General features: G+C 33.5%; 6 protein-coding genes. All 6 read right to left on the bottom strand.

Features of this window, described 5'->3' with window-relative positions; translation table 11 throughout:
* Window positions 1-102: 102 nt before the first annotated feature.
* The gene (locus AB5170_RS15070; RefSeq protein ID WP_195983086.1) at window positions 103-1371 is read right to left on the bottom strand and encodes an ABC transporter permease subunit; all 1269 of its coding nucleotides are present in this window, start codon (window positions 1369-1371) and stop codon (window positions 103-105) included.
* Window positions 1365-2261 carry an ABC transporter ATP-binding protein gene (locus AB5170_RS15065; RefSeq protein ID WP_195983085.1) on the bottom strand — a complete coding sequence of 299 codons (897 nt, stop codon included), beginning with the start codon at window positions 2259-2261 and terminating at the stop codon, window positions 1365-1367. The genes AB5170_RS15070 and AB5170_RS15065 overlap by 7 nt, the downstream gene beginning before the upstream one ends.
* A gap of 18 nt (window positions 2262-2279) precedes the next feature.
* Window positions 2280-3059, bottom strand: coding sequence for a hypothetical protein (locus AB5170_RS15060; RefSeq protein WP_195983084.1), 780 nt, complete (start codon window positions 3057-3059; stop codon window positions 2280-2282).
* Window positions 3040-3576, bottom strand: coding sequence for an RNA polymerase sigma factor (locus AB5170_RS15055; protein ID WP_195983083.1), 537 nt, complete (start codon window positions 3574-3576; stop codon window positions 3040-3042). Before AB5170_RS15055 ends, AB5170_RS15060 begins: the two co-directional genes overlap by 20 nt.
* 219 nt (window positions 3577-3795) lie before the next feature.
* Window positions 3796-3948 (bottom strand): hypothetical protein, encoded by a 153-nt coding sequence (locus tag AB5170_RS15050; RefSeq protein ID WP_347708964.1) that lies wholly within the window; start codon window positions 3946-3948, stop codon window positions 3796-3798.
* 302 nt (window positions 3949-4250) lie between these two features.
* Window positions 4251-6044 (bottom strand): ABC transporter ATP-binding protein, encoded by a 1794-nt coding sequence (locus AB5170_RS15045; RefSeq protein ID WP_195983082.1) that lies wholly within the window; start codon window positions 6042-6044, stop codon window positions 4251-4253.

The raw sequence follows: 6044 nt of genomic DNA, 5'->3' as shown, positions 1-6044 counted from the left end.
TGTAGTAAAAATCTATTTACTATCATTATGAGTTTAAAAACGTAGACAGTAAAGCTACCCAAGATTTAAGCGCTTACAATAATATGATGCTGTTATTTTAATTTAATTAGCTTCATGCTTCCTATAAAAGTGTACTGAGAGTCCAAGCCATATCGGAATTTGTATTGTAGCTGCAATCAGAAGTATATAGGAAGACCAAATAACCCAATCACCAAGCCAAAGAAAATGCAAACTAACTAATTCATCAAGCATAGAGCCTACCATTGTTAATCCGCCTGATGGTAGGCAAAATCGAATCCAGTTAATCATATTTCCTTCTGCACTTCCTACACCATCTATGCCAAAGCTTCCTCCTGCTCCAAACATGCGAATAATGGTAGGCAGTATTGCTATAGCGATTGATAATGCCAACACCAGAATTGAATTTTTAAACTGCGATGACAAAAATAGTGTAAAGCTATACATAGCCATAAAACTCAAAAAACTTGATATAATGATCATTCCCAATATTCCTATAGCTGTCAAAGAATCAGGATTATACATTACATTTAATAATTCTGCTGAGGTCTTGTCATTAAATCCGAAAACTACATATATCACGGTTAAAAAAGTCCCTATACAAATAATGAAAACACCAAGCCCTATGATGAAAGCAGAGCACAGCTTTGTAATAGCAAGACGTCTTTTCCCATCTCTTGTACAGCGAAGAATATCATCTGCACCACTGGCATAATCAGCAGAAAAAACAGGTGCTGCAATCACTATACAAATCAGTGTGATAATAAATGTAAGTATACCCAAATTATCAAAAGTATGTGTCGATCCGATACCATAATTGTAATCAAAGGTCTCTCTGTCCATATCCACATGAGTCATTGCATATTCCTTTACTTGAGGTACTTTGTTATACTTCTCTTCAAGTAACCTCTGCAGTGTCATAATCCGTTCCTCATTAAAATTTTTCATCTGTTCAGGTGAAAGCTCAGCAATACTATAATGTATCCCATTTTTATCTGTAAATGCCTGCATAATCCAGGTATAAACCGGGGAATATGGTCCCAAAACCTTGTCACTGATTTCTGCCGGAACAGAATAATCATCTCCATATTTTTCGATTATCTCGTGGTAAATTTTCATGGCATCAGCCATAAGTTCCGGTGTGATTTTGCCACTAACCATATCATATCTATCCTGCTTCAGTTCATAGGCTTTTGACCCCCGAATAATTTCTGTCTGACCATTTTCATACTGATAATAAGCTTCATGTCGTACCGTATAAAATGCAAAGAATAAGCTCAAGGTAAAAGCAATTACAAACAGTCCCCATGTAGAACGGGTTTTTAACATCCTCTTTAATTCTACTCTCAGCATAATATATCTTCCTCCTTTGAGCGTAATTCCTTTCGAAACAGCCAAAGATATAAATCTTCCAAACAAGCCTGTACTTTCTCTGAATCTGGTATAACTGGTACATCATCTATATAACGGACACTAAGCTTCCTGCCTTCCTCATTCTTCACGCTGATAATTCGTGTTCTCTTTTCGTAGTTTTCTAATTCTGTCTCGCATATAGTAGCAGTAAATACTTTATCAGCAACATTTTTCAGTAACTCTTCTGTTGTACCCGAATCAATAAGTTGTCCATCCTTCATAATAATATTCTGAAACGCAATATATTCAATGTCCGACACAATGTGTGTAGAAATCAGCACAATACGCTCCTTTGCAAATTCAGAAAGCAAGTTTCGAAAACGTACTCGTTCTCCGGGATCTAATCCACTGGTTGGTTCATCTAGAATGAGTACCTCCGGATTATTGAGCAGTGCTTGTGCAATACCTATGCGACGCTGCATGCCACCTGATAATTTCCTTATTGATTTTTTATAAACGTCTGTCAGTGTGAGAATTTCCAGAAGTTCATGTATTCTCTCCCGATATATGCCTTTTTTCAAACCTTTAAGAGTTGCTATATATTCCAGATAGTCTATAACCGTAAATTCTGGATAAAATCCAAATTTTTGCGGAAGATATCCCAAAACATCACGATATCCTTCCCCTAATGAAAAAATATCAATGCCATCATAAAAAATTTTACCAGAAGTAGGTGTCAAAGTTCCTGTAAGCATACGCATCAGTGTTGTTTTTCCCGCTCCGTTTGCCCCGATAAGTCCCCATACACCAGGGGTAATTGTCAGAGAAACTTGATTAACAGCAGGTTTTGTTCCAAAATATTTTGTCAGATTTTGAAGTTGAAGTTCCATACCAATCCTCCTAATAAATTAAATAAATGCTTCCTGTAAAACAGAGGAAGTTTTTTGCATGATAAGTTTCCGACATTCTATACCTAATATTAAAATCAACACACCACAAACTGCAATAGTGAAACCAATAGATACATTTAACAAAAACCTCTGTAGTTTTGAAGCAATCAACCAATATGTTATTCCGACAGCAATACTAAAACCTGTGGAAATGTAAATACTATATTCATTATTCATATGATTCTGGATAAAAAGACAACCGATACCACAGAACAAAAACGGCATCAAAACAAAAGTAAGGATACTTTGTGCAGGAAAATTCATTTTTTCAAATGTCAATAAAATAAGTACTATAAGACATATAATATCTCCAATACCTATTGCACAAATTCTGGCAAGAATCACCTGTGGGCAAGAAATCCTTGTTGTACTCTCAATCTCAATCATATGATACCGCCTCGATCTTTCGTAAGTTGGTAAAGCTGTCATAGAAACTAATATAGCAGAAGTACTTAGCAATGCCGAAAGATTACTGGTAAAATCTTCTGAATGCATGGCTATACTAATAACCATGTATAAAAATAGCAATACACCCCCCTGTAAAAAATATACCGGAACAGCAATAAATCGAAACTGGTTTACTATCATCTCAATTGTACAAATCTTTCTCATTTTTCTACGTTTGTCATATATGATACGAGAAACCTGTATAGTGTTTTCCAGATGCTGTTTGGATAATTCTACTGCATGATAACTCTTCAACTCATTATTTAACCTCTCACGTAAGTTTCTGATCATTTTCACAAGACTCCTTTCTATAATTTCTTTCAAGATTTTTTAGTGCAGCACGCAATCTCGATTGTACGGTACGAATCGGTAAATTTAAAATTTCAGCAATTTCCCTTATTTTCAATTCATGCACATACCGTAAAATAATAAGTTCCCGTTGACTGACAGATAATTCAGAAAGCATTTTTGTCATTGCCATTTTTGATTCAACCTGTTCAAAACCCCTCTCTCTGTATTCCTCCGTTTCTAGTATTATACTTTTTTTCCCGTGACGCCAGAAATCATTACAAGTGTTTATTGCAATTCTATAAAGGTATGCCTTAAATTTACCACGATGTACATAACTATCCATATGTCTGATTGCTTTAGCAAATGTTTCCTGCGTTGCATCTTCTGCCATTTCTCTGTTTTGCGTGTGCCATATACAATAACGGAATATTTCGGGATAGTAAAGCCGGATCATCTCATCCAAAGCCTTTTTGTCACCATTTTTTAGTCTTTTTAGAATTTCATTTTCTTGCTCCAAACTAACACCACCTCCGTTTGCACATGTAACTTTATGATATATAACGTTTCTCGGATAAAAAAGGATTTAAAATTTAAAAATTTTTATAAAACTTTTTATAAAATCTATAAATTTCATGATATTATCTCTCCTAAAATTGCATTATTATTTGATAGATGTGTAAGTGCCTCAAAACATAGCGTAGTGCAAGTCAACAGTTCATCTGTTATACTGTCTACATCATAGTTTGAGGCACTTTTTATTTCGTCGTGTCAGTCTACAGCTTTCCGGCAGTTCTGGCGACCAGGGCAGGCATCTGTCAATAATCCCCGGTTTCTCCAGATGGTTGTTATTCGGCATCTCTGTAAGAAGATATTTCAGATACTCATACACGTCCAGGTCATTCGCCCTTGCGCTTTCTACTGAGTAATCCGGCTTCCGTCACTCCGGACATGCGGTTTCACCGCACAAGAATATTCATTCTACCAGCGTATACAGCACGGCATTTGCCGCCGCCCCTTTTGGGGTATCTGCAAACAGCCATGCATGTCTTGCGTAGCAAACGGTTTGATATTTGTCTCACACAGATTATTGCTAATGGGTATCCGGCCGCTTTCCATGAAAGTCTCCAGATATTTCTACTACGTTTGCTTTGATTTATTTAAACCTCTTACTCTTATTTAATAAATGGAAACTTAAACAAAATCACTGGTAACAAATTTTTCAGCTTGATATTGATAAAGACTATAAAACCGTCCTTTCTTTTTCATCAGTTCGTCTTTTGTTCCATTTTCAATTATTTTTCCTTTTTCCAAAACTAATATCTTATCTGCCAAAAATAAATTGGTTAATCTATGTGATGTAAAAAATACTGTTTTCTCATCAAATAGAAATTCAATTGATTTAAATATCTTATCTTCTGCCTCTGGATCGAGTGATGAAGACGGTTCATCAAATATGACAAATTTCCTGTTACTAAAAAAAACCCTTGAAATTGCCACTTTTTGATGTTGTCCTTCAGACAGTTCAATTCCTTCATCAGAAAAAAAGCGTGATATATATCTAGATAGATTACCACCGCATTCTTTAAGAACATCCTTTGCATGAGCATATTCCATTGCTTTGATAATACCCATATCATTATTTAAATATTGATTATTATCTCTTGTATTAACATTTTTTCTAACAGAAAAAGGTAGATTAATCGAATTTTGAGAATAACAGTCCATGCACATTCTAAGATCATCAAGTTTATACTTTTTTATATTAATACCATTTATCAATATTTCTCCAACTGTTGGATCGTAAAATCTAAGTATTAATTTAAGTATAGTTGTTTTACCTGATCCATTCAAACCTACAAGAGCAATCTTTTCTCCTTTTTTGATTTTAAATGATACTGATTTCAATACTTCTACATCTGTACCTGGATATGAAAAATATACATTTCTAAATTCAATTGTCTCAATTTCATTAAGAGAACATTCTCCCGACACTATTTTACAAGGAGCTTGATTAAAAGTTAATATATTCTCAATTTTTATTTTATTATCATAAACATCTATAGCATTTTCAACAGCCATTGTAATTTGAGTATATAGTTGTGTAAATAATCCAGTGTATAAAGCATAGTCTCCAACCAAATATATCCCTTGTATGACTTTTAATCCTACATTAATCAGAGCTCCTCCAATAACTATTTCTGGAATAGCCTTTACTAAGACATCATATATATAATTTTTTTTATGCAATTGCTTTCTTTCTAAAAATAATTTTTTCCATAGATTATGATACTTTCTTTTAATCCATTCTCCCATTTTATTAATTCTAATAATTTGGGAATATGACTTCTGAGACGAAATAGCAGTATAATAAAATTTCTCACGTTCCTCATTTGCTTGTTTAACACTTAAATCATAATTTTTTTTCGTGAAATGATGGGATACAATTGCAACCGGAATAGCACTTACTGTGATAATTAATGCAAACAAAGGCTCACCGTTACATATGATAGCTAAAACTCCACCAAAAGATAATAATGCACTGATAAAATCTAAAACACTCCATAATATATTTACTATTGCTTGTGAATCACGATGTATAATTTCCAAATGGTCATAGTATTCAGGGTTGTCATACATCTCAATATCCGAATTTATACAGATATCCATAATTTTTAAATTAATTTCTCTATCAAGCAATTCATTATGATTCTGAGAGATATATGTATGTATTTTATTAAATGCCAAAGACAAAATTTTCATGCATAAAAGTAACACCATAAAAAAAAGAAAAATAGTTTCCGATTTACCAATTAACACCTGGCCGGAAAGAATATTGGTAATATTGGCAATCAAATATGAAACTAAAATTGCAATAATTGGTAATGTAAATTTTATGACTATCCTAATAATAGTATACTTTTTTGAAGCCTTCCAAGCCAAGTATAAGCAATACTTAATTGTATATATCCAACTTATTTTTTTCAT

Origin of the sequence: Ruminococcus sp. RTP21484sp1_RTP21281st1_A8_RTP21281_210402 (genome assembly GCF_040914025.1) — a bacterium.
GTDB classification, from domain to species: domain Bacteria; phylum Bacillota; class Clostridia; order Lachnospirales; family Lachnospiraceae; genus Blautia_A; species Blautia_A faecis.
This window is presented reverse-complemented; position numbering and strand designations above follow the sequence as displayed.